The 25538-nt window shown below is 71.8% G+C and carries 21 protein-coding genes; 14 read left to right on the forward strand and 7 right to left on the reverse strand.

Annotated features, from left to right (window positions below; translation table 11 throughout):
* The first annotated feature begins 10 nt into the window (after positions 1 to 10).
* From uvrA to ACWEQL_RS16560, 11 genes are all read left to right on the forward strand, one after another.
* Positions 11 to 2920, forward strand: a complete 2910-nt coding sequence (uvrA, locus tag ACWEQL_RS16510; protein ID WP_452150954.1) for an excinuclease ABC subunit UvrA — start codon at positions 11 to 13, stop codon at positions 2918 to 2920.
* 119 nt (positions 2921 to 3039) lie between these two features.
* Positions 3040 to 3498: a Rieske (2Fe-2S) protein gene (locus tag ACWEQL_RS16515; RefSeq protein ID WP_452150955.1), complete on the forward strand. Its 459-nt coding sequence runs from the start codon at positions 3040 to 3042 to the stop codon at positions 3496 to 3498.
* Positions 3499 to 3563: 65 nt separating this feature from the next.
* Positions 3564 to 5792: an excinuclease ABC subunit UvrC gene (uvrC, locus tag ACWEQL_RS16520; protein ID WP_452150956.1), complete on the forward strand. Its 2229-nt coding sequence runs from the start codon at positions 3564 to 3566 to the stop codon at positions 5790 to 5792.
* A 124-nt stretch (positions 5793 to 5916) separates the two neighbouring features.
* Positions 5917 to 6822, forward strand: a complete 906-nt coding sequence (gene rapZ, locus ACWEQL_RS16525; protein ID WP_452150977.1) for an RNase adapter RapZ — start codon at positions 5917 to 5919, stop codon at positions 6820 to 6822.
* A gap of 127 nt (positions 6823 to 6949) precedes the next feature.
* Positions 6950 to 7981, forward strand: coding sequence for a gluconeogenesis factor YvcK family protein (locus ACWEQL_RS16530; protein WP_452150978.1), 1032 nt, complete (start codon positions 6950 to 6952; stop codon positions 7979 to 7981).
* Positions 7972 to 8952, forward strand: a complete 981-nt coding sequence (gene whiA, locus ACWEQL_RS16535; RefSeq protein WP_387941660.1) for a DNA-binding protein WhiA — start codon at positions 7972 to 7974, stop codon at positions 8950 to 8952. The genes ACWEQL_RS16530 and whiA overlap by 10 nt, the downstream gene beginning before the upstream one ends.
* Positions 8953 to 9299: 347 nt before the next feature.
* Positions 9300 to 10304, forward strand: coding sequence for a type I glyceraldehyde-3-phosphate dehydrogenase (gene gap, locus ACWEQL_RS16540; RefSeq protein WP_452150957.1), 1005 nt, complete (start codon positions 9300 to 9302; stop codon positions 10302 to 10304).
* A 209-nt stretch (positions 10305 to 10513) separates the two neighbouring features.
* Complete coding sequence (locus tag ACWEQL_RS16545; protein ID WP_452150958.1) at positions 10514 to 11719, forward strand: phosphoglycerate kinase; 1206 nt, start codon at positions 10514 to 10516, stop codon at positions 11717 to 11719.
* A 4-nt stretch (positions 11720 to 11723) separates the two neighbouring features.
* Positions 11724 to 12509: a triose-phosphate isomerase gene (tpiA, locus tag ACWEQL_RS16550; RefSeq protein ID WP_452150959.1), complete on the forward strand. Its 786-nt coding sequence runs from the start codon at positions 11724 to 11726 to the stop codon at positions 12507 to 12509.
* Positions 12510 to 12598: 89 nt separating this feature from the next.
* Entirely contained in the window at positions 12599 to 12841 is a 243-nt protein-coding gene (gene secG / locus ACWEQL_RS16555; RefSeq protein ID WP_452150960.1) for a preprotein translocase subunit SecG, read from the forward strand.
* A 201-nt stretch (positions 12842 to 13042) separates the two neighbouring features.
* Positions 13043 to 13330 (forward strand): RNA polymerase-binding protein RbpA, encoded by a 288-nt coding sequence (locus tag ACWEQL_RS16560; RefSeq protein ID WP_030308030.1) that lies wholly within the window; start codon positions 13043 to 13045, stop codon positions 13328 to 13330.
* Between the two features lie 89 nt (positions 13331 to 13419).
* Here the strand turns inward: ACWEQL_RS16560 and pgl are convergent, their stop codons facing one another.
* The 5 genes from pgl to tkt form a co-directional block, all read right to left on the reverse strand.
* Positions 13420 to 14208, reverse strand: coding sequence for a 6-phosphogluconolactonase (gene pgl, locus ACWEQL_RS16565; protein WP_452150961.1), 789 nt, complete (start codon positions 14206 to 14208; stop codon positions 13420 to 13422).
* Positions 14205 to 15380: a glucose-6-phosphate dehydrogenase assembly protein OpcA gene (gene opcA / locus ACWEQL_RS16570; RefSeq protein WP_452150962.1), complete on the reverse strand. Its 1176-nt coding sequence runs from the start codon at positions 15378 to 15380 to the stop codon at positions 14205 to 14207. Before opcA ends, pgl begins: the two co-directional genes overlap by 4 nt.
* Positions 15377 to 16933 (reverse strand): glucose-6-phosphate dehydrogenase, encoded by a 1557-nt coding sequence (gene zwf, locus ACWEQL_RS16575; protein WP_452150979.1) that lies wholly within the window; start codon positions 16931 to 16933, stop codon positions 15377 to 15379. The genes opcA and zwf overlap by 4 nt, the downstream gene beginning before the upstream one ends.
* Before the next feature lie 66 nt (positions 16934 to 16999).
* Complete coding sequence (gene tal, locus ACWEQL_RS16580; protein WP_452150963.1) at positions 17000 to 18139, reverse strand: transaldolase; 1140 nt, start codon at positions 18137 to 18139, stop codon at positions 17000 to 17002.
* Between the two features lie 91 nt (positions 18140 to 18230).
* Positions 18231 to 20318, reverse strand: a complete 2088-nt coding sequence (gene tkt / locus ACWEQL_RS16585; protein WP_452150964.1) for a transketolase — start codon at positions 20316 to 20318, stop codon at positions 18231 to 18233.
* A 470-nt stretch (positions 20319 to 20788) separates the two neighbouring features.
* Here tkt and ACWEQL_RS16590 point away from each other — a divergent pair, with 470 nt between their 5' ends.
* Positions 20789 to 21730, forward strand: a complete 942-nt coding sequence (locus ACWEQL_RS16590) for a heme o synthase (protein WP_452150965.1) — start codon at positions 20789 to 20791, stop codon at positions 21728 to 21730.
* 62 nt (positions 21731 to 21792) lie between these two features.
* Here ACWEQL_RS16590 and ACWEQL_RS16595 read toward each other — a convergent pair whose 3' ends face one another.
* The gene (locus ACWEQL_RS16595; protein WP_452150966.1) at positions 21793 to 22437 is read right to left on the reverse strand and encodes a DUF2461 domain-containing protein; all 645 of its coding nucleotides are present in this window, start codon (positions 22435 to 22437) and stop codon (positions 21793 to 21795) included.
* Positions 22438 to 22509: 72 nt separating this feature from the next.
* Here ACWEQL_RS16595 and ACWEQL_RS16600 point away from each other — a divergent pair, with 72 nt between their 5' ends.
* Positions 22510 to 22848 (forward strand): hypothetical protein, encoded by a 339-nt coding sequence (locus ACWEQL_RS16600; RefSeq protein ID WP_452150967.1) that lies wholly within the window; start codon positions 22510 to 22512, stop codon positions 22846 to 22848.
* Between the two features lie 91 nt (positions 22849 to 22939).
* Here ACWEQL_RS16600 and ACWEQL_RS16605 read toward each other — a convergent pair whose 3' ends face one another.
* Entirely contained in the window at positions 22940 to 23923 is a 984-nt protein-coding gene (locus tag ACWEQL_RS16605; protein WP_452150980.1) for a COX15/CtaA family protein, read from the reverse strand.
* Positions 23924 to 24165: 242 nt separating this feature from the next.
* On the opposite strand from ACWEQL_RS16605, the gene ACWEQL_RS16610 reads away from it, so the two are divergent.
* A complete protein-coding gene (locus tag ACWEQL_RS16610) occupies positions 24166 to 25464 on the forward strand; it encodes a choice-of-anchor A family protein (RefSeq protein WP_452150968.1) in 1299 nt (432 codons plus the stop codon).
* Positions 25465 to 25538: the final 74 nt, after the last annotated feature.

The raw sequence follows: 25538 nt of genomic DNA on the forward strand, positions 1-25538 counted from the left end.
GCCAGAAGCAGTGGCCGACCGCCTCATCGTCCGCGGTGCTCGCGAGCACAATCTCAAGAACGTCTCGCTCGACCTGCCCCGCGACTCCCTCATCGTCTTCACGGGCCTCTCCGGCTCCGGCAAGTCCTCGCTGGCCTTCGACACGATCTTCGCCGAGGGACAGCGCAGATACGTGGAGTCGCTGTCCTCCTACGCCCGCCAGTTCCTGGGCCAGATGGACAAGCCCGACGTGGACTTCATCGAGGGCCTCTCCCCGGCCGTCTCGATCGACCAGAAGTCCACCAACCGCAACCCCCGTTCCACCGTCGGCACCATCACCGAGGTGTACGACTACCTGCGCCTGCTGTTCGCCCGGATCGGCAAGCCGCACTGCCCGCACTGCCGGCGCCCGATCGCCAAGCAGTCCCCGCAGGCGATCGTCGACAAGGTGCTGGAGCTCACCGAGGGCACCCGGTTCCAAGTGCTCAGCCCGGTGGTGCGCGAGCGCAAGGGCGAGTTCGTCGACCTCTTCGCCGACCTGCAGTCCAAGGGCTACGCCCGCGCCCGGGTGGACGGCGCGACCGTCCAGCTCACCGAGCCGCCGAAGCTCAAGAAGCAGGAGAAGCACACCATCGAGGTGGTCATCGACCGCCTCACCGTCAAGGAGAGCGCCAAGCGCCGCCTGACGGACTCGGTGGAGACGGCCCTGCGGCTGAGCGGCGGCATGGTCGTGCTCGACTTCGTCGACCTCCCCGAGGACGACCCGGAGCGCGAGCGGATGTACTCCGAGCACCTCTACTGCCCGTACGACGACGTGTCCTTCGAGGAGCTGGAGCCGCGTTCGTTCTCCTTCAACTCCCCGTTCGGCGCCTGCCCGGACTGCTCGGGCCTGGGCAACCGGATGGAGGTGGACCCGGAGCTGGTGATCCCCGACGAGGAGCGCTCGCTGGACGAGGGCGCCATCCACCCGTGGTCGGGCGGTCACACCAAGGAGTACTTCCAGCGGCTGATCGACGCGCTGGCCGGGGAGCTGGGCTTCCGCACCGACATCCCCTGGGCGGGGCTGCCGGCCCGCGCCAAGAAGGCGCTGCTGTACGGCCACAAGCACCAGGTCGAGGTCCGCTACCGCAACCGCTACGGGCGCGACCGCTCGTACACCACGGGCTTCGAGGGCGCGGTGCCGTTCATCCAGCGCCGGCACACCGAGGCGGAGAGCGACAGCAGCCGCGAGCGCTTCGAGGGCTACATGCGCGAGGTGCCCTGCCCGACCTGCGAGGGCACTCGGCTCAAGCCGGTGGTGCTGGCGGTCACCGTCGAGGACCGCTCGATCGCGGACGTCTCGGCGATGTCGATCAGTGACTGCGCCGAGTTTCTCGGGGCGATGCGGCTGAACGACCGGGACAAGCAGATCGCCGAGCGGGTCCTGAAGGAGGTCAACGAGCGGCTGCGCTTCCTGGTCGACGTCGGCCTGGACTACCTCTCGCTCAACCGCGCGGCCGGCACCCTGTCCGGCGGCGAGGCCCAGCGCATCCGGCTCGCCACCCAGATCGGCTCCGGCCTGGTCGGCGTGCTCTACGTGCTGGACGAGCCCTCCATCGGCCTCCACCAGCGGGACAACCACCGGCTGATCGAGACCCTGGTCCGGCTGCGGGACATCGGCAACACCCTGATCGTCGTCGAGCACGACGAGGACACCATCAAGACCGCCGACTGGGTGGTCGACATCGGCCCCGGCGCCGGCGAGCACGGCGGCAAGGTGGTGCACTCCGGGTCGCTCAAGCAGCTGCTCACCAACAAGGAGTCGCTGACCGGCCAGTACCTGTCCGGCAAGCGCAGCATCCCGATCCCGGCGGCCCGCCGCCCACGGGACCGCAAGCGCCAGCTCACCGTGCACGGCGCCCGCGAGCACAACCTCAAGGACGTCACGGTCGGCTTCCCGCTGGGGACCTTCACCGCGATCACCGGGGTCTCCGGCTCCGGCAAGTCCACCCTGGTCAACGACATCCTCTACACCCACCTCGCCCGGGAGCTGAACGGCGCCCGCAGCGTGCCCGGCCGGCACACCCGGATCACCGGCACCGACCTGGTGGACAAGGTGGTGCACGTCGACCAGTCGCCGATCGGCCGGACCCCGCGGTCCAACCCGGCCACCTACACCGGGGTGTTCGACCACGTCCGCCGGCTCTTCGCGGAGACCCAGGAGGCCAAGGTCCGCGGCTACCTGCCCGGCCGGTTCTCCTTCAACGTCAAGGGCGGCCGCTGCGAGAACTGCTCGGGCGACGGCACCATCAAGATCGAGATGAACTTCCTGCCGGACGTCTACGTCCCGTGCGAGGTCTGCCACGGCGACCGGTACAACCGGGAGACCCTGGAGGTCCACTACAAGGGCAAGTCCATCGCCGAGGTGCTGAACATGCCGATCGAGGAGGCGCTGCACTTCTTCGAGGCCGTCCCGGCGATCGCCCGGCACCTGCGGACGCTCAACGACGTCGGCCTCGGCTACGTCCGCCTCGGCCAGTCGGCGCCGACCCTCTCCGGAGGCGAGGCCCAGCGCGTCAAGCTCGCCTCCGAGCTGCAGAAGCGCTCCACCGGCCGCACGGTCTACGTGCTCGACGAGCCCACCACCGGCCTGCACTTCGAGGACATCAGCAAGCTGATCAAGGTGCTCTCCGGCCTGGTGGAGAAGGGCAACACGGTCATCGTCATCGAGCACAACCTCGATGTGATCAAGACCGCCGACTGGATCGTCGACATGGGCCCCGAGGGCGGCTCCGGCGGCGGCACCGTGGTCGCCGAGGGCACCCCGGAGGAGGTCGCCGCCGTCCCGCAGAGCCACACCGGCAAATTCCTGCGGGACATCCTGCCCGGCGACTTCGCGGACGCCCCGGTCGTGCCCGCCCCGGCGAAGACCCCGCGCAAGCGGGCCGCCGCCAAGCGGTAACGGGCTCCTCCTCCGCCCGGCCGTACCGTTCCCCGGTACGGCCGGGCGGCCGCCCCGTAGACTGCCGCAGTCGTACGACCCCGCCCGCCCCGGGCGCCGACCCCCAGGAGCAGCCACCGATGTCCGAGGCCCCCGACAGCCCTGTCGCCTCCCGTCGCACCGTGCTCTGCGGCGCCGCCGCCCTCGCCGCCGCCGGCGGGACCGCGGCGCTCTCCGGCTGCGCCTCCAGCAGCCCGTCCGGCACGGGCTCGGCCGGTTCCAAGCCCGCCGCCAGCCCCAAGCCGCCCGTGGTCGTCGGCCCGGCCGCCGACGTGCCGGTCGGCGGCGGCAAGGTCTACCGCGAGCAGAAGATCGTGGTCACCCAGCCCACGCAGGGCCAGTACGAGGCCTTCAGCGCGGTCTGCCCGCACGCCGGCTGCGTGGTCGACAAGGTCGAGGACCAGCTGATCAAGTGCCCGTGCCACGGCAGCAACTTCAACTTCTCCACGGGTGCCCGCGTCGAGGGCCCGACGGTCAAGCCGCTCCCCGAGTACCAGGTGGTCGTCGAGGGCGCGGACCTCAAGGTCACCCCCCGCTGAGCGTGTCGGGTCCCGCGTGTTGATCTCCGCCCCACACCGTCGGTGCGACTCGGTACGGTGGACCCATGGCTGACCCGTCCACCTACCGACCGTCCCCGGGAGCGATTCCGACCTCGCCCGGGGTCTACAAGTTCCGCGACGCCCACGGGCGGGTCATCTACGTCGGCAAGGCCAAGAGCCTGCGCCCCCGGCTCTCCTCCTACTTCCAGGACATCGCCAACCTCCACCCGCGCACCGCGACGATGGTCACCACCGCCGCCTCGGTGGAGTGGACGGTGGTGGCCACCGAGGTCGAGGCGCTCCAGCTGGAGTACTCCTGGATCAAGGAGTTCGACCCGCGGTTCAACGTCAAGTACCGCGACGACAAGAGCTATCCGGAGCTCGCGGTCACCCTCAACGAGGAGTTCCCGCGCGTCCAGGTGATGCGCGGGGCCCACAAGAAGGGCGTGCGCTACTTCGGCCCGTACGGGCACGCCTGGGCGATCCGCGAGACGGTCGACCTGCTGCTGCGGGTCTTCCCCGTCCGCACCTGCTCCAACGGCGTCTTCAAGCGCGCCCAGCAGGTCGGCCGGCCCTGCCTGCTCGGCTACATCGGCAAGTGCGCGGCCCCCTGCGTCGGCAAGGTCGATGCCGAGGAGCACCGCGAACTCGCCGAGGAGTTCTGCGACTTCATGGCCGGGCGGACCGGCAACCACCTGCGCCGCCTGGAGCAGCAGATGCAGGACGCGGCCGCCGAGATGGAGTACGAGAAGGCCGCCCGGCTGCGCGACGACATCGGGGCGCTCAAGCGCGCGATGGAGAAGAACGCCATCGTGCTCGCCGACGCCACCGACGCCGACCTGCTCGCCCTCGCCGAGGACGAACTGGAGGCCGCCGTCCAGATCTTCCACGTCCGCGGCGGCCGGGTGCGCGGCCAGCGCGGCTGGGTCACCGACAAGGTCGAGGACATCGACACCCCGGCCCTGGTCGAGCACGCCCTCCAGCAGCTGTACGGCGCCGGCGAGGGGGTGCCCCGCGAGGTGCTGGTCCCCGCGCTGCCCGAGCCCGCCGGGCCGGTCCGCGAGTGGCTCACCGGGCTGCGCGGCGCCCAGGTCGACCTGCGGGTGCCGCAGCGCGGCGACAAGAAGGACCTCATGGCCACCGTGCAGCGCAACGCGCAGCAGGCGCTGGCCCTGCACAAGACCAAGCGGGCCTCCGACCTCACCACCCGCAGCCGCGCCCTCCAGGAGATCGCCGACGCCCTGGAGCTGGACTCGGTGCCGCTGCGCATCGAGTGCTTCGACATCTCCCACCTCCAGGGCGACGACGTGGTCGCCTCGATGGTGGTCTTCGAGGACGGCCTGGCCCGCAAGGGCGAGTACCGCCGGTTCCAGATCAAGGGTTTCGAGGGCCAGGACGACGTCCGCTCGATGCACGAGGTGATCACCCGGCGCTTCCGCCGCTACCTCCAGGAGCGCGAGCGCACCGGCGAGTGGGCCGTCCCGGAGGCGGACGACCCGGCCGCCGCGGTGGACGGCACGGTACCGGTGGACGGCACGGTACCGGCCGACGGAACCACCCCGACCGGAACCGCCCCGGTCGCCACCGCCGCCGAAGACGCCGACGCCCCGGCCGGCCCCGTCGACCCGGAGACCGGCCGTCCGCGCCGCTTCGCCTACCCGCCGCAGCTGCTGGTGGTCGACGGCGGCCAGCCCCAGGTCGCCGCCGCCAAGCGGGCGCTGGACGAGCTCGGCATCGACGACGTGGCGCTCTGCGGCCTCGCCAAGCGGCTGGAGGAGGTCTGGCTGCCCGGCGAGGACGACCCGGTGGTCCTGCCGCGCAGCAGCGAGGGCCTCTACCTGCTCCAGCGGGTCCGCGACGAGGCCCACCGCTTCGCGATCACCTACCAGCGCGCCAAGCGTTCCAAGCGACTCACCGCCGGGGAGCTGGACTCCGTCCCCGGCCTCGGCGAGACTCGCCGGCAGGCGCTGCTCAAGCACTTCGGCTCGCTGAAGAGGCTGCGGGCGGCCACGGTCGACGAACTCTGCGCGGTCCCCGGCATCGGCAGGCGGACGGCGGAGACCGTTGCGGCAGTGTTGTCGTCCCGTACACCGTCCGCACCGGCCGTGAACACCGCCACGGGGGAGATCATCGAGGACGACGTCGTCGACGATGCCGCCGTGACCGGCGCGGTACCCCCGCCCGGCGCGCAGGCGCCGGCGGACGCCGTCCCGTCGCCGGGCGGCCGGGAGCCACGCGCCCGGGAGCCACGTGCCCCAGAGCCACCGACCGCAACGCCCCTGGAGACGCCATGACGGCCGACGCCGCCCGTCAGCCGGCGCGCCCCCGGTTCGCTCGTCCGAGTGAGCGGGGGAAGCGCCGCCGCGCCGCGCGCGTTCTCCTCAGCAGAACCACCGAGAGCGGGGAACCGAAGTGACCATGTCCGAATACGGCGGCGCCTCCCGGCCGGAGGCCGGGGCGGAGAACGCCCCGGAGCTGGTGATCATCTCCGGCATGTCCGGAGCCGGCCGCTCCACCGCGGCCAAGTGCCTGGAGGACCTGGGCTGGTTCGTGGTGGACAACCTGCCGCCGGCCCTCATCCCGACCATGGTCGACCTCGGCGCCCGCTCCCAGGGCAACGTCGCCCGGATCGGCGCCGTGGTCGACGTCCGCGGCCGGCAGTTCTTCGACGACCTGCTCACCTCGCTCGACGAGCTGGAGAAGCGGGGCGTGCGGCTGCGGGTGGTCTTCCTGGACTCCTCGGACGACGCCCTGGTGCGCCGCTTCGAGAGCGTCCGCCGCCCCCACCCGCTGCAGGCGGACGGCCGGATCGTGGACGGCATCGCCCAGGAGCGCGACCTGCTGCGCGACCTCCGCGGCGAGGCCGACCTGGTGATCGACACCTCCAACCTCAACGTCCACCAGCTGCGCGCCAAGCTCGACGCCCAGTTCGCCGGGCACGACGAGCCCGAGCTGCGGGCGACCGTGATGTCCTTCGGCTTCAAGTACGGGCTACCGGTCGACGCCGACCTTGTGGTGGACTGTCGCTTCCTGCCGAACCCGCACTGGGTCCCCGAGCTGCGCGCCCGTACCGGCACCGACAGCGATGTCGCCGACTACGTGTTCGAGCAGCCCGGGGCCAACGAGTTCCTCAACGGTTACGCGGAGCTACTCCGGATCGTGACCGAGGGGTACCGCCGCGAGGGGAAGCGGTACATGACGCTTGCCGTAGGCTGCACCGGTGGCAAGCACCGCAGCGTGGCGATGTCCGAGCGCCTGACGAAGCGTCTCATCGCGGACGGCGTCGAAACGGTGCTCGTCCACCGTGACATGGGACGGGAGTAGCCGCCGACCCCTGCCGGGACCGCCGGTGGAGGCCGGCGGCGGGTAAGAGGAACGCGAGGTAGGTGTGACGGGATTCGTGCCCGGACGGCAGCTCCAGAACAAGGCCGACCGGTCGGTGGTCCCGTCCTTGCCCTCACGCGCCTCGGCGCCGGGCAGAGCACGCGGCGGCGGCAGGCCGGCGCCCAGGATCGCCGCGCTCGGCGGCGGCCAGGGGCTGTCGGCCTCGCTCTCGGCGCTGCGCCGGCTCACCACCGACCTGACCGCCGTGGTCACGGTCGCCGACGACGGCGGCTCCAGCGGCCGGCTCCGCGCCGAGCTGGGCGTGCTGCCGCCGGGCGACCTGCGCAAGGCGCTGGCCGCGCTCTGCGGGGACGACGACTGGGGCCGCACCTGGTCCGAGGTGATCCAGCAGCGCTTCTCCGGCAGCGGCGAGCTGGGCGGCCACGCGGTCGGCAACCTGCTGATCGTCGCGCTCTGGGAGAAGCTGGGCGACCCGGTCACCGCCCTGGACTGGGTCGGCCGGCTGCTGAACGTCCAGGGCCGGGTGCTGCCGATGTCGGCCGTCCCGCTGGACATCGAGGCCGTGGTCCGCGGCCACGACCCGGCGCGGCCCTGCGAGCTGAGCGCCGTCCGCGGCCAGGCCAGCGTGGCGGTCACCCCCGGCACCGTCCAGTCGATCCGGCTGCTGCCGGACGGTCCGCCGGCCGTGCCGGAGGCGGTCACCGCGGTGCGGGAGGCGGACTGGGTGGTGCTCGGCCCGGGCTCCTGGTTCACCAGCGTGCTGCCGCACCTGCTGGTGCCCGAGCTGGCCGCGGCGCTCGTCGAGACCCGCGCCCGCCGGCTGCTCACCCTGAACCTGGCCCCCCAGCCCGGGGAGACCGAGGGCTTCACCCCCCAGCGTCATCTGGAGGTCATCGCCGACCACGCCCCCGGGCTCGCCGTGGATGCGATCCTGGTGGATGAGCGGGCCGTCACCGGCGGGGCCTTCGGGCAGGCCGACCTGGACGGTCTGGAGAAGGCCGCCGCGCGGATGGGCGCCGCCCTGGTCCTCGGCCGGGTGGCCCGCACCGACGGTACGCCGCGACACGACCCGGAGCTCTTGGCTGCCGCGTACGACCGGATTTTCCGGACACATGGAAGGATCGGGGCATGGCGATGACTCCAGCGGTTAAGGACGAAATCAGCCGGCTCCCGGTCACCCGGGCCTGCTGCCGCAAGGCGGAGGTCTCGGCGATCCTGCGCTTCGCGGGCGGGCTGCACATCGTGAGCGGCCGCATCGTGATCGAGGCGGAGCTGGACACCGGAGCGGCGGCACGCCGACTGCGCAAGGACCTGCTGGAGATCTTCGGACACTCCTCGGACCTCGTCGTGATGGCTCCCGGCGGCCTGCGCAGGGGCAGCCGCTACGTGGTCCGCGTGGTCAAGGACGGCGAGCTGCTGGCCCGCCAGACCGGTCTGGTGGACGGCCGCGGCCGTCCGATCCGCGGGCTGCCCCCGGCGGTGGTCTCCGGGGCGACCTGTGACGCCGAGGCGGCCTGGCGCGGGGCGTTCCTGGCCCACGGCTCGCTCACCGAGCCGGGCCGGTCCTCCTCTCTGGAGATCACCTGCCCCGGTTCCGAGGCGGCCCTCGCCCTGGTCGGCGCGGCCCGCCGGCTCGGCATCCCGGCCAAGGCGCGCGAGGTCCGCGGCGTCGACCGGGTGGTCATCCGGGACGGTGACGCCATCGGCGCGCTGCTGACCCGGCTGGGCGCCCACGAGTCGGTGCTGGCATGGGAGGAGCGCCGGATGCGGCGCGAGGTCCGCGCCACCGCCAACCGGCTGGCCAACTTCGACGACGCCAACCTGCGCCGCTCGGCCCGCGCCGCGGTCGCGGCCGGCGCCCGGGTGCAGCGCGCGCTGGAGATCCTCGGCGAGGAGGTGCCCGAGCACCTGGCGGCCGCCGGCCAGCTGCGGATGCAGCACAAGCAGGCCTCGCTGGAGGAGTTGGGCGCGCTCGCCGACCCGCCGCTCACCAAGGACGCGGTGGCCGGCCGGATCCGCCGGCTGCTCGCGATGGCCGACAAGCGCGCCTCCGAGCTCGGCCTGCCCAGCACCGAGGCCAACCTGACCGACGAGATGGCGATGAACTGAGCCGACGGCGGCCGACCGGAAGGGTGTCACGGGCGTCCCACGAAGCGCCCCGCGTCCCATCCGTCTCATCCGTTGAACGACCGGCGTCCTGGATGGCGGACGCCGGTCGTTCCGTGTCCGAACCCAGTCGTCGGCCGGCGGCTCCGGGGGAGCCCGTCAACTCCCTCCGAGGGCAAGGACGGAAGGCCTGATCAGGCCGTATTACCGCGCCACGCCGGGGCTTGCGGCGGTGGACGGATGTGCTCCGGCGGGCCCAGGAGGGGTAGGGTCGGACCTGGTCGGGGAAAGCCCAAATTCCAACCCCGTCGGCAATAGCGCCGGCGTACCTACATGAGGAGATCGGTTTCGTGACGATCCGGGTAGGCATCAACGGATTCGGCCGCATCGGTCGCAACTTCTTCCGAGCGGTTCAGGCCCAGGGCGCGGACATCGAGATCGTCGGTGTCAACGACCTGACCGACACCAAGACCCTGGCTCACCTGCTCAAGTACGACTCGATCCTGGGCACCTTCCCGGGCGAGGTCTCGCACACCGAGAACAGCATCACCGTCGACGGCAAGACCTTCAAGGTCATCGCCGAGCGCGACCCGGCCAACCTCCCCTGGGGCGAGCTGGGCGTCGACATCGTGATCGAGTCGACGGGCATCTTCACCAAGGCCGAGGCGGCCAAGAAGCACGTCACCGCCGGTGCCAAGAAGGTCATCATCTCGGCGCCCGCCAGCGACGAGGACGTCACCATCGTCATGGGCGTCAACGACCACAAGTACGACCCGGCGAACCACACGGTCATCTCCAACGCCTCCTGCACCACCAACTGCGTGGCGCCGCTGGCGAAGGTGCTGAACGAGAACTTCGGCATCGTCAAGGGTCTGATGACCACGGTGCACGCCTACACGAACGACCAGGTCACCCTCGACTTCCCGCACAAGGACCTGCGTCGCGCCCGCGCCGCGGCCCTCAACATCATCCCGACCTCCACCGGTGCCGCCAAGGCGACCGCGCTGGTCCTGCCCGAGCTGAAGGGCAAGCTGGACGGCACCTCGCTGCGCGTCCCGGTCCCGACCGGCTCGATCACCGACCTGGTCGTCACCCTGGAGCGCGAGGTCACCGTCGAGGAGGTCAACGCGGCCTTCCAGAAGGCGGCCGAGGGCGACCTCAAGGGCATCCTGCAGTACACCGAGGACCCGATCGTCTCCTCCGACATCGTGAACTCGCCGTTCTCCACGATCTTCGACTCGCTGATGACCATGGCCCAGGGCAACCAGGTCAAGGTCTTCGGCTGGTACGACAACGAGTGGGGCTACTCCAACCGACTCGTCAACCTGACCACCCTCGTCGGTGGCCAGCTCTGACGCAGCGGGAGCTGACGTGAAGTGAGGGGGAGGGGCCCGGAAGGCGGTCGAGCCGTCCGGGCCCCTTCTCTGCGCACCCTCGAACGTGACTCCCCGGGTGGCCCGCCGGTGTGCCGCCCACAGCCGCCCTTCTTGGGGCGCGCCCCGCGCGGTACCTTTCGTGGCCGCCTTCTCTTGAGCAACGCCTCTCCCCGGGAGACCAGAAGATCGTGAAGACCATCGAAGACCTCGACGTCGCCGGCAAGCGGGTGTTCGTCCGAGCCGACCTGAACGTCCCGCTGTCGGACGGCAGGATCACCGACGACGGCCGCATCCGCGCCGTCGCGCCGACCATCGCCAAGCTGGTGCAGGCCGGCGCCAAGGTCGTCGTCGCCTCCCACCTGGGCCGTCCCAAGGGCGAGCCCGACCCGCAGTTCTCCCTCGCCCCGGTGGCCGTGCGCCTCGGCGAGATCCTCGGCCGGCCGGTCGCCTTCGCGACCGACACCGTGGGCGAGAGCGCGAAGGCCACCGTCGCCGCCCTGGCCGACGGCGAGGTCACGCTGCTGGAGAACCTGCGCTTCAACGCCGGCGAGACCAGCAAGGACGACGCCGAGCGCGGCGCCTTCGCGGACGAGCTGGCGGGTCTGGCCGACCTGTACGTCGGCGACGGCTTCGGCGCCGTGCACCGCAAGCACGCCTCGGTGTACGACCTGCCGGCCCGCCTGCCGCACGCGGTCGGCGACCTGATCGCCGCCGAGGTGGGCGTCCTCAAGCGCCTCACCGAGGAGGTCGAGCGCCCGTACGCGGTGGTGCTCGGCGGCTCCAAGGTCTCCGACAAGGTCGGCGTGATCGACAACCTGCTCGGCAAGGCCGACCGCATCCTGATCGGCGGCGGCATGGCGTACACCTTCCTGTACGCGCTGGGCCACGAGGTCGGCATCTCGCTGTTGCAGAAGGACCAGGTCCCCACCGTCCTGGAGTACCTGGAGCGGGCCAAGGCCAACGGCGTCGAGTTCGTGCTGCCGGTGGACGTCGCGATCTCCGCGAGCTTCCCCGACACCAAGACCCACGCCCCGGTCCTGGACTACGAGGTCGTCGACGCGGACGCCATCCCGGCGGACAAGGAGGGCCTGGACATCGGCCCGAAGACCCGGGCGCTGTTCGCCGAGAAGCTGGCCGACGCGAAGACGGTGTTCTGGAACGGCCCGCTGGGCGTGTTCGAGCACCCGACCTTCGCCGAGGGCACCAAGTCCGTCGCCCAGGCCCTGCTGGACAGCGACGCGTTCACCGTGGTCGGTGGCGGCGACTCCGCCGCGGCCGTCCGCATCCTGGGCTTCGACGAGACGAAGTTCGGGCACATCTCTACCGGCGGTGGCGCGAGCCTCGAGTACCTGGAGGGCAAGACCCTCCCCGGTCTCGCCGCCCTGGAAGGCTGAAAGCATGAGCGAGCGTCTCCCGCTGATGGCGGGCAACTGGAAGATGAACCTCAACCACCTTGAGGCCATCCAGCACACCCAGAAGCTGGCCTTCGCGCTGGCCGAGAAGGACTACGAGGCCGTCGAGGTCGCCGTCCTGGTGCCGTTCACCGACCTGCGTTCGGTCCAGACCCTGGTCGACGGCGACAAGCTGAAGATCAAGTACGGCTCGCAGGACATCTCCAAGCACGACTCCGGTGCCTACACCGGCGAGATCTCCGGCCCGATGCTGGCCAAGCTGAAGTGCACCTACGCGGTGATCGGCCACTCGGAGCGCCGCCAGTACCACGGCGAGGACGAGGCGATCGTCAACGCCAAGGTGAAGGCCGCCTACCGCAACGGGATCGTCCCGATCCTGTGCATCGGCGAGCCGCTGGAGATCCGCAAGGCCGGCACCCACGTCGAGTACACCCTGGCCCAGCTCGACGGCGCCCTGGAGGACGTGTCGGCCGGCCTGGCCGAGTCCGTCGTGATCGCCTACGAGCCGGTCTGGGCGATCGGCACCGGCGAGGTGGCGACCCCCGAGGACGCCCAGGAGGTCTGCGCCGCGATCCGCAAGCGGCTCGCCGAGCTGTACGACGCCGAGCTGGCCGGCAAGGTCCGCGTGCTGTACGGCGGCTCGGTGAAGTCCTCCAGCGCGGCCGGCCTGATGGCCAAGCCGGACGTCGACGGTGCGCTGATCGGCGGTGCCTCCCTGGACGCCGAGGAGTTCGTCAAGATCGTGCGCTACCGTGAGCAGGCAGTAGGCTAACGCCGCCGCAGCAACGTAGGCTTTGGGGCCGGACCGCTTCGTCGTGGTCCGGCCCCTTGGCCGAAGATAACGAGAGAGTTGGTCCCGTCGTGGTTATCGGGTTCTCGATTGCCCTGATCATCTTCAGCATGCTGATGATCCTCCTTGTGCTGCTGCACAAGGGGAAGGGCGGCGGCCTGTCCGACATGTTCGGCGGCGGCGCGATGTCGACCGGCGGCGGTTCGGCGGTGGCCGAGCGCAACCTGGACCGCATCACGGTCGTCGTGGGCGTCGGCTGGTTCGCCTGCATCATCGTGCTCGGCCTGGTGATGAAGTACCAGGGTGTCGAGTAAGCCTGACACCCCGTAGCCCGGCGGCCTATCCTGGTGCGGTCCGGGGCGGAGGCGGTGGGTGGCGCAACCTTAACTCCTGCTTACACTAGGACGACTTTCGCCACCGACGCGCACCGCGGCGGGTCGGCGCACCAGCACGCAGGGAGTCAGACCGTGGCAAGTGGCAACGCCATCCGTGGCAGCAGGGTCGGAGCGGGCCCGATGGGCGAGGCGGAGCGCGGCGAGTCCGCCCCGCGCAACCGGATCTCCTTCTGGTGTGCCAACAAGCACGAGACCCGCCCGAGCTTCGCCGCCGAGGCCGTCATCCCGGACACCTGGGACTGCCCGCGCTGCGGATTCCCGGCCGGGCAGGACGAGCACAACCCGCCCGCCCCCTCGCGCAACGAGCCGTACAAGACCCACCTCGCCTACGTCCGTGAGCGGCGCACCGACGCCGACGGAGAGGCGATCCTCGCCGAGGCGCTCGCCAAGCTGCGCGGCGAGATCTGAGCCCCCGCGGAGGCTCACCGGTCCTGAGCGTGTAAGCCGAAGGGCGTCACCGTCATCGCGACGGTGACGCCCTTCGGCTTACCCGTGCCTCAGGCCGAGGCGGGAGGATACAGCTGCGGGGGGATCCGCTCCGCCGCGGCGCGGTCCAGCAGCCACAGGGTGCGGGCCCGGCCGTACGCGCCGGAGGCCGGGGCCTGGAGCTCGCCGGGGCCGGACAGGGCCAGCGCGACCGCGCCCGCCTTGTCCTCGCCGGCCGCCAGCAGCCAGACCTCGCGGGCCGAGCGGATCGCCGGCAGGGTCAGCGAGACCCGGGTGGGCGGGGGCTTGGGCGCACCGCGCACCCCGACCACGGTCAGCTCGGCCTCCCGGACGCCCGGGTGCTCGGGGAAGAGCGAGGCGACATGGGTGTCCGGGCCGACGCCGAGCAGCAGCACGTCGAAGGTCGGCACCCCGAGCCGGTCGCCCGGCCCGGCGGCCTTGGCCAGTTCCTCGGCGTAGCGGGCGGCGGCCGCCTCCACGTCCGAGCCGTCCACCCCGTCCGAGGCGGGCATCTCGTGCACCCGCGCCGGGTCCAGCGGGACGGCGTCCAGCAGCTCCGCGCGGGCCTGGACGACGTTGCGCTCCGGGTCGCCGGAGGGCAGGAAGCGCTCGTCGCCCCACCAGAGGTCCAGCCGGGCCCAGTCGACCGCGTCCCGCGCCGGGGAGGCGGCGATGGCGGCCAGCAGGGCGTTGCCGTTGCGCCCGCCCGTGAGCACCACCGAGGCGGTGCCGCGGGCGGCCTGGGCGTCCACGATCCGGGTGATCAGCCGGGCCGCGGCGGCCTGCGCCATCAGCTCCTTGTCGCGGTGGACGACCAGCTGCGGAGTGGCCGCGGTCATGCGCCGGCCTTCCCGCCGGCGCGCTTGGCGGGCGCCTTCTTCGCCGGGGCCGCCTTCCGGCCCGCCTTCGCGGCGGAGTCCTTCCGGGCGGCGTCCTTCTCGGCCGTGGCGGCGTCGGCGGGCAGCTTGGCCGTCACCCGGGCCGGGTTGGCGACCGCGGCCTCGACCACGGCCGGGCTCGCCGGCTCGGAGAGGGGCTCGGAGACCGGCTCGGGCGCGTGCCCGGCCGGGGAGGCCTCGACGGCGGGCTCGCGCAGCCGGTCGACCGGGGTGCGGACGGCCGTCGCGTAGATGTCGTCCGGGTCGAGCCGCCGCAGCTCCTCGGCGATCAGCTCGGACGTCTCGCGGCGCTTGAGCGCCACCTGGCGGTCCGGGGCCTCCGGCATGGACAGCGCGCCCATCAGGCCGTCCGGGCGGTCCAGGGTGATGTCCCCGTCCGCGGTGCGCAGCCGCACCGCGGTGATGCCGGGGCCACCGGTGACCACCCGCTCGACCGGGACGTGCAGCCGGGTGTACAGCCACAGGCCGAGCAGCTCGACGCTGGGGTTGTAGGATTCGCCCTCGACCACCGCGGAGGTGATCGTGGCGGGCCGCTGGTCCAGCGCGGCGGCCAGCATCGAGCGCCAGCCGGTGATCCGGGTCCAGGCCAGGTCGGTGTCGCCGGGGGTGTAGCTCTGCGCCCGCTGGGCGAGCTGGCCCACCGGGGACTCGGCGGTGACCGCGTCGGTGATCCGGCGCTGGGCGATGGCGCCCAACGGGTCCTGGCCGGGGTGCAGCGGCGCGTTGTCCGGCCACCAGACGACCACGGGGGCGTCCGGCAGCAGCAGCGGCAGTACGACCGACTGGGCGTGCGCGGCCAGCTCGCCGTGCATCCGCAGGATGACCGTCTCACCGGAGCCGGCGTCGGAGCCGACCAGGATCTCGGCGTCCAGGCGGGTCTCGGCGCGGGCCCGGGGCGAGCGCCCGGCGCGCTTGATGACCGCCAGGGTGCGCGAGGGGTGCTCGCGGGAGGCGTCGTTGGCGGCCTTGAGGGCGTCGTAGGCGCTGCCCTCGTCGGTCACGATCACCAGCGTGAGCACCATGCCGGCGGCGGTGGCGCCGCTCGTCCGGCGGGCCTCCATGAGCGCGGCGTTGATCTTGCTGGAGGTGGTGTTGGTGAGGTCGATCTTCATGGCCGGCGCCAGCTCCTGCCGTCTCGTGCGAGCATCTCGTCCGCCTCCACCGGGCCCCAGGTGCCGGCCGGGTACTGCGCCGGCTTGCCGTGGGTGTCCCAGTACTTCTCGATCGGGTCGAGGATCTGCCAGGAGAGCTCGACCTCCTGGTGACGCGGGAAGAGGTTGGCGTCGCCGAGCAGCACGTCCAGGATCAGCCGCTCGTACGCCTCCGGGGAGGACTCGGTGAAGGACTCGCCGTACGCGAAGTCCATCGTGACGTCCCGGACCTCGAAGGAGGTGCCCGGCACCTTGGAACCGAACCGCACGGTGACGCCCTCGTCCGGCTGGACCCGGATGACCAGGGCGTTCTGCCCGAGCTCCTCGGTCGCGTAGGAGTCGAACGGCAGGTACGGGGCGCGCTGGAAGACCACCGCGATCTCGGTGACCCGGCGGCCCAGGCGCTTGCCGGTGCGCAGGTAGAACGGCACGCCCGCCCAGCGGCGGTTGTTGATCTCCAGCTTGATGGCCGCGTAGGTGTCGGTCTTGGAGTCCGGGTTGATGCCGTCCTCGTCGAGGTAGCCGCCGACCTCCTCGCCGCCCTGCCAGCCGGCCGCGTACTGGCCGCGCACGGTGTGCTCACCGAGGTCGGCCGGGAGCTTGACGGCGCTGAGCACCTTGAGCTTCTCGGCCACCAGCGCCTTGGGGTGGAAGGACGCCGGCTCCTCGATGGCGGTGAGCGCCATCAGCTGGAGCAGGTGGTTCTGGATGACGTCCCGGGCCGAGCCGATGCCGTCGTAGTAGCCCGCGCGGCCGCCGATGCCGATGTCCTCGGCCATGGTGATCTGCACGTGGTCGACGTACGAGCGGTTCCAGATCGGCTCGAACATCTGGTTGGCGAAGCGCAGCGCCAGGATGTTCTGGACGGTCTCCTTGCCCAGGTAGTGGTCGATCCGGAAGACCTCGTCCCGGGGGAAGACCTCGTGGACGATCCGGTTCAGCTCCTGGGCGCTCTCCAGGTTGTGGCCGAAGGGCTTCTCGATGACGGCGCGCCGCCAGGAGCCCTTGGGCGGGTCGGCCAGGCCGTGCTTCTTCAGCTGCTGGACGACGGTGGGGAAGAACTTCGGCGGGACGGACAGGTAGAAGGCGAAGTTGCCGCCCGTGCCCTGCGCCTTGTCGAGCTCGTCGATGGTCTCGCGGAGCTTGTCGAAGGCGTCGTCGTCGTCGAAGGTGCCCTGGATGAAGCGCATGCCCTTGGCGAGCTGCTGCCAGACCTCCTCGCGGAAGGGGGTGCGGGCGTGCTGCTGGACGGCGTCGTGCACCTCCTTGGCGAAGTCCTCGTCCTCCCACTCGCGGCGGGCGAAGCCGACGAGCGAGAAGCCCGGCGGCAGCAGGCCGCGGTTGGCCAGGTCGTAGATGGCCGGCATCAGCTTCTTGCGGGACAGGTCGCCGGTGACCCCGAAGATGACCAGGCCCGACGGCCCCGCGATGCGCGGGAGCCGTCGGTCTGAGGGGTCACGGAGCGGGTTGACGGGCGCCGGCGGGGGGTCGCCCGCGTCCGATTCGGCCGTCAACTCGGGGAATTCAGTGCTCACTGAAGGTGGCTCCGCTTTCGTGCGCTGAACTGTGTGAGCAGGGGGTCACTTCTCGTCGGCGTGCGCGGCCAGCGAGGCGGTGACGGTGTCGAGCAGCTCGTTCCACGACTGCTCGAACTTCTCGACGCCCTCGTCCTCCAGCACCTGCACCACGTCGTCGTAGTCCACGCCGGCGGCGGCGATGGCGGCCATGACGGCCTCGGCGTCGGCGTAGTTGGGGACGATGGTGCCGCCGGTGACCACGCCGTGGTCGCCGGTGGCGTCCAGGGTGGCCTCGGGCATGGTGTTCACGGTGCCCGGGGCGACGAGCTCGGTGACGTACAGGGTGTCCGGCAGGGCCGGGTCCTTGACGCCGGTGGAGGCCCACAGCGGACGCTGCGGCTTGGCGCCGGCGGCCTCCAGGGCCTTCCAGCGGTCGCTGCCCGCGCTCTTGCCGTCGACCGTGCCGAAGACCTCCTCGTACGCCTGGTAGGCGAGGCGGGCGTTGGCGAGGGCGGCCTTGGAACGCAGCTGCTTGGCGTCACCGCCGATCTTGTCGAGACGCTTGTCGATCTCGGTGTCCACGCGGGACACGAAGAAGGAGGCGACCGACTCGATCTGGGAGAGGTCCAGGCCCTTGGCCTTGGCGGCCTCCAGGCCGGTCAGGAAGGCGTCGATGACGGCCTTGTAGCGCTCCAGCGAGAAGATCAGGGTGACGTTGACGCTGATGCCCTTGCCGATGACCTCGCTGATCGCGGGCAGGCCGGCCTTGGTGGCGGGGATCTTGATGAACACGTTGGGGCGGTCCACCAGCCACCACAGCTGCTTGGCCTCGGCGACCGTCGGGGCGGTCCTGTGGGCCAGGCGCGGGTCGACCTCGATGGAGACCCGGCCGTCGCGGCCGTTGGAGGCGTCGTAGACCGGGCGCAGCACGTCGGCGGCGTCGCGCACGTCGGAGGTGGTGATCATGCGGATCGCCTCGTCGGTGGTGACCCCGCGGACGGCGAGGTCGCGCAGCTGGCCGTCGTAGGAGCTGTGGCCGCCGCCGATGGCCTTCTGGAAGATGGTCGGGTTGGTGGTGACGCCCACCACGTGCTTGTTCTGCACCAGCTCGGCGAGGTTGCCGGTGTTCAGCCGCTCGCGGCTGAGGTCGTCCAGCCAGATCGCCACGCCTTCGTCGCTGAGGCGCTTCAGTGCGTCGGTCATGGTGCTTCAGTCCTTCTTCTTCTGTTGCGGTGAGGTCTGCGGGGCGGGGCCGCGCGCCCGCGTGCGGGCGGGGTGCGCGGCCCCGGGGCCGTCAGCGGTTGACGGCTTCGAGCGAGCGCAGGGCGTTGTGGGCCTCGGCGACGACCCGCTCGGCGGTCAGGCCGAACTCCTCGAAGAGCACCTTGTAGTCGGCGGAGGCGCCGAAGTGCTCCAGCGAGACGATCCGGCCGTGGTCGCCGACCAGCTCGCGCCAGCCCTGGGCGATGCCGGCCTCGACCGAGACGCGGGCCTTGACGGTGGGCGGCAGGACGCTGTCGCGGTACGCCTGGTCCTGCTCCTGGAACCACTCGAAGGACGGCAGCGAGACCACGCGGGTGGCGATGCCCTCGCCCTCCAGCACCTCGCGGGCCTTGACGGCCAGCTGCACCTCGGAGCCGGTGCCCAGCAGGATCACCTGCGGGTCGCCGTTCGAGGCCTCGGCCAGCACGTAGCCGCCCTTGGCCGTGCCCTCGGCGGAGGCGAACACCTCGCGGTCGAAGGTGGGGACGTTCTGGCGGGTGAGCGCCAGGCCGACCGGGCCGGGGTGGGTGGTCTGCCGCTCCAGGACGGTGCGCCAGGCGACGGCGGTCTCGTTGGCGTCGGCCGGGCGGACCATGGCCAGGCCCGGGATGGCGCGCAGCGAGGCCATGTGCTCGACCGGCTGGTGGGTCGGGCCGTCCTCGCCGAGGCCGATGGAGTCGTGCGTCCACACGTAGGTGACCGGCAGCTTCATCAGCGCGGCCAGGCGCACGGCCGGGCGCATGTAGTCGGCGAAGACCAGGAAGGTGCCGCCGAAGACCCGGGTGCGGCCGTGCAGGGCGATGCCGTTCATGGTCGAGCCCATGGCGTGCTCGCGGATGCCGAAGTGGATGGTCCGGCCGTACGGGCTCGCCGTCTTGAGGGGGTTGCCCTCGGGGAGGAAGGAGCTGTCCTCGTCGATGGTGGTGAGGTTGGACTCGGCGAGGTCGGCCGAGCCGCCCCACAGCTCCGGGATGACCGCGCCGAAGGCCTTGAGGGTCTCGCCGGAGGCCTTGCGGGTGGCGACCTCCTTGCCCGGCTCGAAGACCGGCAGGGCCTTCTTCCAGCCCTCGGGCAGCTCGCCGGCCTGGATGCGGTCGAACTCGGCGGCGCGGTGCGGGTGGGCCGCGCGCCAGGCGGTGATCTCGCGGTCCCAGGCGTCACGGGCAGCCTTGCCGCGCTGGATGACCCGGCGGGAGTGCTCGATGACCTTGTCGCTGACCTCGAAGGTCTTCTCCGGGTCGAAGCCCAGGACCTTCTTGGTGGCGGCGATCTCGGCGGCGCCGAGCGCGGAGCCGTGGGCCTTGGCGGTGTTCTGGGCGTCCGGGGCCGGCCAGGCGATGATCGTGCGCATAGCGATCATCGACGGGCGGGAGGTCTCGGCGCGCGCGGCCTCCAGGGCCTCGGCCAGCGCGGCGACGTCGATGTCACCGTTGGACTTCGGGACGACCCGCTGGACGTGCCAGCCGTACGCCTCGTAGCGCTTGAGCACGTCCTCCGAGAAGGCGGTCTCGGTGTCGCCCTCGATGGAGATGTGGTTGTCGTCGTACAGGGCGACGAGGTTGCCCAGCTTCTGGTGGCCGGCCAGCGAGGAGGCCTCGGCGGAGATGCCCTCCTCCAGGTCGCCGTCGGAGACGACGGCCCAGACGGTGTGGTCGAACGGGCTCTCGCCGGCCGGGGCGTCCGGGTCGAACAGGCCGCGCTCGAAGCGGGCGGCCATCGCCATGCCGACCGCGTTGGCGATGCCCTGGCCGAGCGGGCCGGTGGTGGTCTCGACGCCGGCGGTGTGGCCGTGCTCGGGGTGGCCGGGGGTGCGGCTGCCGGCGACGCGGAAGGCCTTCAGATCGTCCAGCTCCAGGCCGTAGCCCGACAGGTAGAGCTGGGTGTACAGGGTCAGGCTGGTGTGCCCGGGGGAGAGGACGAACCGGTCGCGGCCCGGCCAGGACGGGTCGGTCGGGTCGTGGCGCAGGAAGCGCTGGAAGATGAGGTAGGCCGCGGGGGCCAGCGACATGGCCGTCCCGGGGTGTCCGTTACCGACCTTCTGGACCGCGTCCATGGCCAGTACGCGGGCGGTGTCGACCGTGCGTTCGTCCAGCTCGGACCACTCGAATGGCGTGCTCACCCTGTCTCAGGGCTCCTTCCGTTGTGAAGAGTGACCCCGTGAATGGGGACCGGGTCGGCCACGTCGCTGTGGCCCGACGCTTGGGTGGTGCCGGTCACGGAGGGTAGATCCCGCTTCTGCACGGGAGCCTACCGCTCGGGCAGGGGCTCACCCTTCGTGCTTGGACAACCCGTCTCCTCCGAGCCTGATTCCCCCTGGTTGATCCCACGAGGGGATCACTGGAACTTTTGTCCCACCCTCTCCTGGTCCGAACGGGTTTGCCCGCCCGGTGGTCAGGACGGGGGAGCGGGGTCGCCCGAGGTCAGCTTCGTCGGTTCACCCAGGGGTGTGCGTTCCGCCCCGCCGGGGGACCCCGGAGCCGGTGGGGAGATATGGAGCGTCTAAGGTGGCGTGGTACGCGCAGAGCGGACGAATCGGGGAGCTCCGTTCCCGTGGTCGCCTGCGAAGCTTCATCTTCAGTTGGGGTGTTAGTGACCGCCGTCGAATCCCGTCCCGCCGGGGTCACCGGGGCGACGCCTGCGCACCGGCCGTTCGGGGCCCGTGTCGGCGCTTTCGTCGCACTGACCAAGCCTCGGATCATCGAGCTGCTGCTGATCACCACCGTGCCGGTGATGTTCCTGGCACAGCGCGGTGTCCCGGACCCGCTGCTGGTGCTGGAGGTCGTGGTCGGCGGCTACCTGTCGGCCGGCGGTGCCAACGCCCTCAACATGTACATCGACCGGGACATCGACGCGGTGATGTCGCGCACCGAGCGCCGTCCGATCGTCACCGGGATGGTCTCGCCGCGCGAGGCGCTGGTCTTCGGCATCGCGCTGGGCGTCGGCTCGACGATCTGGCTGGCCTACCTGGTCAACCCGCTGTCCTCGCTGCTGGCGCTGACGGCGCTGCTCTTCTACGTGTTCGTCTACACGCTGGGCCTGAAGCGGCGCACCGCGCAGAACATCGTCTGGGGCGGCATCGCCGGCTGCATGCCGGTCTTCGTCGGCTGGGCCGCGGTGACCAACTCGGTGTCCTGGTCGGCGCTGGTGCTCTTCCTCGTCATCTTCTTCTGGACGCCGCCGCACTACTGGCCGCTGTCGATGAAGGTCCGCGAGGACTACGCCCGGGCCGGCGTGCCGATGCTGCCGGTGATCAAGGGCAACCTGGCGGTCGCCCGCCAGATCGTCGCCTACTCCTGGGTCATGGTCGGCGTCTCGCTGCTGCTGTGGCCGCTGGCCGAGACCAGCTGGCTGTACCCGGTCTCCGCGGTGGTGCTCGGCGCGGCCTGGCTGAAGGAGGCGCACGGGCTGCACGCCCGCGCCAAGGCCGGGGTCGTGGGCGCCAAGCTCAAGGAGATGCGGCTGTTCCACTGGTCCATCACCTACCTGACGCTGCTGTTCGTGGTGATCGCGGTGGACCCGTTCGTGAAGTAGCGGCACCCGTCGTCGCAGGGGCCCCGGTCTTCGGACCGGGGCCCTTCGCGTTCCCCGAGCCGCTACCGGCGGGGCGGCAGCCCGCTCGGCCCGACGTGGTCGTCCAGCCAGTCCCTGAGCGGCTGGGAGGCCCGCAGGAAGTCCGTGATCCGCCGGTACGCGGTCCGGGTGCCCAGCCACTGCGCCGGGGGCCACTCCTGCCAGGCGACCAGGCCCTTGTGCCGCAGCAGCTCGATCCGGGGGTGGTCCTTGGGCCAGCCGCGCGGGGCGCTCCTCAGGGAGTCCCGGCCGACCACCTGCGGGCCGTCCGCGCGGACGGCGGCGATCACCCGCTCCAGCTCCGCGCCGGAGACGTCCTCGGCGACCGCGGCCCGGTAGCGCTCCAGCTGGTCGCTCGCCAGCCGGTACATCCCGTTGCCGCAGGCCAGGCCGTCGGCGGAGAGCTGGACGTAGCCGCCGGCCTCCAGATGGGCGCCGATGTGCGTCTTGTACGGGGACTTGTCGGCGCTGAAGCGGACGTCCCGGTTGGGTCGGAAGATCTTGCCCGGCCCGAACTCCGGCTCCAGCTCGGCGAGCAGGTCCTCCATCGGGCCGCGCACCGCCTGCTCGTACCAGCCTTTGTGGGACTGCCAGAAGGTCTTGGAGTTGTCGGCCTCCAGCTGCTCGTAGAAGTCGAGCGCCTCGGCCGGCCAGCCATGGAAGGTCACCCCACCAGTATGTGGCCCGGTGCACACGCCGCCCCCGTCGCCAGCTCCGCTACCGCTCGGTAGGCTGCGCTCATGAGCAGCGCAGAGACCGCCACCCCCGCCGCGCCGGACGCCCGTGCCGAGCGCCGGGCCAAGCGCATCGCCAAGAACCTGACCGCCTTCGCGAAGCAGCACGGCGGCAGCGCCGAGGGCGTCGTCGAGTACGTCGGCTCCATGGCCACCCGGATCGTCGTGGTCGGCGCGGACGGCGCCTGGGGCGACCAGGTCGCGCCCAGCTACGCCGTCGGCCGCCGGGCCGCCGAGCTCGCCGGGGTCACCCTGCACGACGACTTCGAGGGCGAGCTGGGCCTGAAGGTGAAGACCGGCGCGTACGAGTGGAAGCGGATGGCTGGCATCCAGATCGGCGGCTGAGACCGCACACGGGCAGCGACGCGGAAGGGCCCCGGGGATCACCCCGGGGCCCTTCCCGTGCGTACGGCGTGCGGGTTACGGCCTGCGGTGCTCAGGCGGCGGCGGCCTGCGGCTCGCGCCGCTGCGCCGGGGTCTGGGGCGCCCCGTCGGCGGGACGCTCGCGCAGCGCCAGCGGGATCCGCAGCGCGGCGATCCAGGTCAGCGTGGCGCCCAGCATGTGCACCCCGACCAGCAGCTCGGGCACGTCGGTGAAGTACTGGACGAAGCCCAGCACGCCCTGGACCAGCAGGACCACCAGCAGCTGGACCGCCCGGGAGCGGGCGGCGGCCGGGGCCTTGACGGCCGCCAGGGTGAAGATCACCGCGATCGCCAGGCCGACCGAGACGAACGCGAGGTCCGCGTGGACCTGGGCGAGCCGGTCGTAGTCCAGCGGGATCCGCGGCACGATCTTGTTGTCCCGGGGTGTCCCGGGGTGGTGCCCGGCGCCGGTGACCAGGGTCCCGGCCGCGACCAGCAGGCCGATCGCCAGCACCAGCACGTACGACAGCTGGATCACCGGCCTGGCGACCAGCGGCCGCGGCGGGCCGTCGCCCTCCGGGGCGCGCTCCCACATCAGCAGCGCGACCGTGACCAGGGCCATCGCGGCGATCAGGTGCACCGCCACTGTGTACGGGTTCAGGCCGGTCAGCACGGTGATGCCGCCGATCACGGCGTTGGACATCACCAGCCAGAACTGCGCCCAGCCGAGCCGGGTCATCGGACGCCGCCACGGGCGGGTGCAGCGGGCGGCCAGGATGGCCCAGCCGACCGCCGCGCTCAGCACGTAGGTGAGCATCCGGTTGGTGAACTCGATGACGCCGTGCAGGCCCATCTCGGGCGTGGGCGTCAGGCTCTCGTCGGTGCAGCGGGGCCAGGTGGTGCAGCCGAGGCCGGAGGCGGTGAGCCGGACGGCGCCGCCGGTGACCACGATCACGACGCTCATCACCAGTGCGGCGAGGGCGGCGCGGCGGACCACGGCGGCGGACGGCTGCCAGCGCTCGGCGAGCCAGGAGAAGGGGTTAGGCACGCGCTCAATCGTAGGCGTCCTTACAGGCGATCTTCGGGCGGGGCGCGGGCCGGGCGGGTGCGGGGTGACCGGAGGGGCGGGGGCCGGACGGAGGCGGGGTGACCGGTGGGGTGCGCGGGACCAAACGGGACTGTTCGGGCAAGGCGGTCAATGGTCTTGACCAATTACCCGCCCGGCCGAAAGAGTGCGGTTTGGTCCATACCATTTTCGGGCCGCCACCCACCCCCGCCCCTGACGCGGAGATCCAGCACATGCGCATACGCAAGCCCGCCGCAGCCCTCGCGCTCGGCGGCTCCCTCGCCCTGGCCGCCCTCATCGCCCCGGGCGCCCACGCGAACCCCCAGCCCGGCGAGACGTGCCGGAGCCTCGGCGTCGCCAACCTCTACGGCGAGTTCATCGAGGGCGACGACACCCACACGCCCGACGCCGAGGGCGCGGTCGCGGTCGGCGGCAACGCCGACTTCACCGGAGGCTTCTCGGTCGGCCAGGAGCTGACCCCCGAGCAGATCAAGGCCCTGCCGGGCGGCAACGCCCTGGTCGTGGCCGGAAAGCTCACCGGCCACAACACCCAGGTGATGAAGGGCAACGGCGTCTACGGCGCCAAGGACGCGGCCGCCGTGATCCAGGCCCACCAGGGCACCGTCGGCCAGGGCGCCTCCCCGATCGACTTCGCGGCCGAGTTCGCCAAGCTGCGCGCCGCCTCCACCGCGCTGGCCGCCACGCCGCAGACCGCCGGCGCCACGGTCGAGGCCAAGGGCGCCGCGCTGTACCTGACCGCCGGCGACGCCAAGCTGAACAGCTTCACGCTCACCGCCGCTACCCTGCAGGGCGCCAAGGACGTCTACCTCAAGGTCCCGGCCGGCTCGGTCACCGTGGTGAACGTCACGGGTGACGCGTACGACATGGCCGCCGCCAAGACCACCGGCTTCCACCTGTGGGACGACGGCAAGAAGGCCTACGTCCTGGACGACAAGCTGCAGAGCGCGGCCGGCGGGGCGATCCGGGCCAAGCTGCTGTGGAACTTCCCGACCGCCACCAAGGTCGTCAAGAACAGCCAGGCCGCCTGGGCCGGCACCGTGCTCTCGCCGAACGCCCACTTCGACCTCGGCACCGGCGGCCCGGTCAACGGCTCGGTCATCGCCAAGTCGCTCAAGGGCAGCGGCGGCGCCGAGACCCACCACTACCCCTTCACCGGCTGCCTGCCCGGCGAGGTGCCGACCACGCCGCCCACGGTGCCGCCGACCGGGCCGACCGGCTCGCCCTCGGCCACGCCGAGCACCCCCGGTGGCACGCCGACCACCCCGGGCTCCTCCACGAGCCCGTCCGCCCCGACAAGCCCGGGTGCCACGCCGTCCGCGAGCGCCTCCACCAGCGCGCCCGTCACCCCGGGCGCCTCCGCGAGCCCCTCGGCGACCAGCACCGGCGGCGGCCTGGCCACCACCGGCTCCGGCCCGGTGCTGCCGCTGGCGATCGGCGGAGCCGTCGTGATCGCGGCCGGCGGCGCGATCGTGGTGGCGACCCGTCGCCGCCGGGCGGGCGGGCAGGCCTGACGTTCCCCCGGGGCTGGCCGTTCGGTCGGCCCGGTGCCCCCGGCGGTCGGAAGCGATCGCCGGGGGCATTCCTG

The sequence above is a fragment of the Kitasatospora sp. NPDC004240 genome (genome assembly GCF_053603215.1).

Bases quoted from the DNA above. Each gene is read 5' to 3' on its own strand.
- ACWEQL_RS16515 (WP_452150955.1), top strand. From the start codon at position 3,040: ATGTCCGAGGCCCCCGACAGCCCTGTCGCCTCCCGTCGCACCGTGCTC.
- uvrC (WP_452150956.1), top strand. From the start codon at position 3,564: ATGGCTGACCCGTCCACCTACCGACCGTCCCCGGGAGCGATTCCGACC.
- rapZ (WP_452150977.1), top strand. From the start codon at position 5,917: ATGTCCGAATACGGCGGCGCCTCCCGGCCGGAGGCCGGGGCGGAGAAC.
- whiA (WP_387941660.1), top strand. From the start codon at position 7,972: ATGGCGATGACTCCAGCGGTTAAGGACGAAATCAGCCGGCTCCCGGTC.
- tpiA (WP_452150959.1), top strand. From the start codon at position 11,724: ATGAGCGAGCGTCTCCCGCTGATGGCGGGCAACTGGAAGATGAACCTC.
- ACWEQL_RS16560 (WP_030308030.1), top strand. From the start codon at position 13,043: ATGGGCGAGGCGGAGCGCGGCGAGTCCGCCCCGCGCAACCGGATCTCC.
- pgl (WP_452150961.1), bottom strand. From the start codon at position 14,208: ATGACCGCGGCCACTCCGCAGCTGGTCGTCCACCGCGACAAGGAGCTG.
- opcA (WP_452150962.1), bottom strand. From the start codon at position 15,380: ATGAAGATCGACCTCACCAACACCACCTCCAGCAAGATCAACGCCGCG.
- tal (WP_452150963.1), bottom strand. From the start codon at position 18,139: ATGACCGACGCACTGAAGCGCCTCAGCGACGAAGGCGTGGCGATCTGG.
- ACWEQL_RS16600 (WP_452150967.1), top strand. From the start codon at position 22,510: ATGAGCAGCGCAGAGACCGCCACCCCCGCCGCGCCGGACGCCCGTGCC.
- ACWEQL_RS16610 (WP_452150968.1), top strand. From the start codon at position 24,166: ATGCGCATACGCAAGCCCGCCGCAGCCCTCGCGCTCGGCGGCTCCCTC.